Source organism: Lentibacillus salicampi (assembly GCF_004565465.1).
Classification (GTDB): domain Bacteria; phylum Bacillota; class Bacilli; order Bacillales; family Amphibacillaceae; genus Lentibacillus; species Lentibacillus salicampi.
This window is the reverse complement of record NZ_SRHY01000101.1, coordinates 1-1750: the sequence shown is the minus strand read 5'-3', so window position 1 is coordinate 1750 and position 1750 is coordinate 1. Positions and strand designations below refer to the sequence as shown.

General features: G+C 43.4%; 1 protein-coding gene. It reads left to right on the top strand.

Annotated elements, in window-relative coordinates; genetic code table 11:
- Positions 1 to 371 precede the first annotated feature (371 nt).
- On the top strand, positions 372 to 1607 hold the full coding sequence (locus tag E4U82_RS19470) for an IS110 family RNA-guided transposase (RefSeq protein ID WP_135111900.1): 1236 nt from the start codon (positions 372 to 374) through the stop codon (positions 1605 to 1607).
- Positions 1608 to 1750: the final 143 nt, after the last annotated feature.

Here is a 1750-nt window from a genome sequence, read left to right as displayed (position 1 = left end):
ACTCCTCGTATACTATATTTAGGCTCTTTCATTTAGCCTATAAATTCACAAAAAAACCTGCATTCAGAATGTTTATAACTTGGACGCTCTGAGATATTCCTAGATAATGGTCTTAGGATCATTTGGGACAATTCTTTCACTCCTTGTGGCTTACCACATTATAAAGACTGTCTCCCAGTGTACGTGTCGATCTTCATACACGCAGGCTGTACACCTTGATGTTCGAACCCGGATGGTAGTAGCCCGGGGCGGCTTTCGATGCAAGGATAGTACTCATACACGAGGCTGCTGATCAGCGTCCACACTAGGGATATCTCAGAGCGTCCAAGAAATAAGTTCCAATGATTCTAAATCGAAGGGAGGAATACCCCATGAAATTATTTGTCGGATTAGATGTGAGTTCGTTTGATATCAAGGTTTGTTTTTTAGACGGGGAAGGAGAGAAGCTTAAGTCCTTCACCATCCAGAATGATCTTCCAGGTGCAACACAGCTCAGAGATACCATTCTTAATACAGCCAGAGGCCAGTCAGTTGATGTGCTGCGAATCGGGCTTGAATCCACCAGTGTATACAGCTTTCATCCATCCATGTTTTTACACAACGATGAATTTATGCGAGGCCTGGGGGCGAAAGTATTCGTCATGAACCCCAAGCAGATTGCCAACTTCAAAAAGAGCTATAGCGACATGGACAAGACCGATGAGATTGATGCCTTTATCATCGCTGACTACCTTCGTTTCGGCCGTTTGCCCATGTCCGTTGTGAAAGAAGAACAGTACGTTGCCCTGCAACAATTAACACGTGCCAGATATCAGCTGGTGCGTCAGGTTACGCAGGAAAAACAACGATTCCTCCAACACCTTAGCTTTAAGTGCAACACATTTACAGAAGAAGTGGAGTCATCTGTGTTTGGTAAAGCCATGATGGATCTGTTTCTGGAACAATACAGCCTGGAAGAACTGGCACAAATGGAACTGGAAGATTTAGCTGCCTATCTTCGCTTCAAGGGTAAAAATCGTTTTGATGACCCGGAACAGGTGGCCAAATCCATTCAAAAGGCTGTTCGCTCTTCCTACCGTCTGGATAAAGTGATGGAAGACTCGATTGATACCATACTGGCTACGTCCATCACGGTCATTCAAACGTTCCAAAGGCAGATCAAGGAAATTGACAAATCCATCAAACGCATTATGGCTGGATTGCAGCAGACGCTTCAGACAGTTCCTGGCTTGGGACCGGTATTTACGGCCGGCATTATTGCTGAGATTGGCCAAATTGAGCGTTTTGAAGATGAAACCAAAATCGCCAAATACGCTGGTTTATACTGGCGTAAAAAACAATCAGGACACTTTACAGCAGAGGACACTTCCATGTCGCGAAACGGGAATCAATACTTGAGATATTATCTGGTTGAAGCCGCCAACTCGATAAGAAAGCGAGTTCCCGAATACAGCGCCTATTACACGAAAAAGTGCAAGGAAGTGCCAAAACATCAACATAAGAGAGCACTCGCCCTAACCGCAAGAAAATTAGTGCGTTTGGTTGATGCGCTACTACGCAACAACCAAATCTACACGCCTAAAGGAGCGTCGATACATGAAGCATAAATAGCTTCTAAATCCTTTTAATTGTCTTCCAGTAATTACCATTTATTTACTGGTCTAGTTTCCTATTGCCTTTTTTAAGCAAATCGCACCTTGATAACTAAATATTTATTTATTTTTCACTTGACATCTTACCGCAGGTCTTT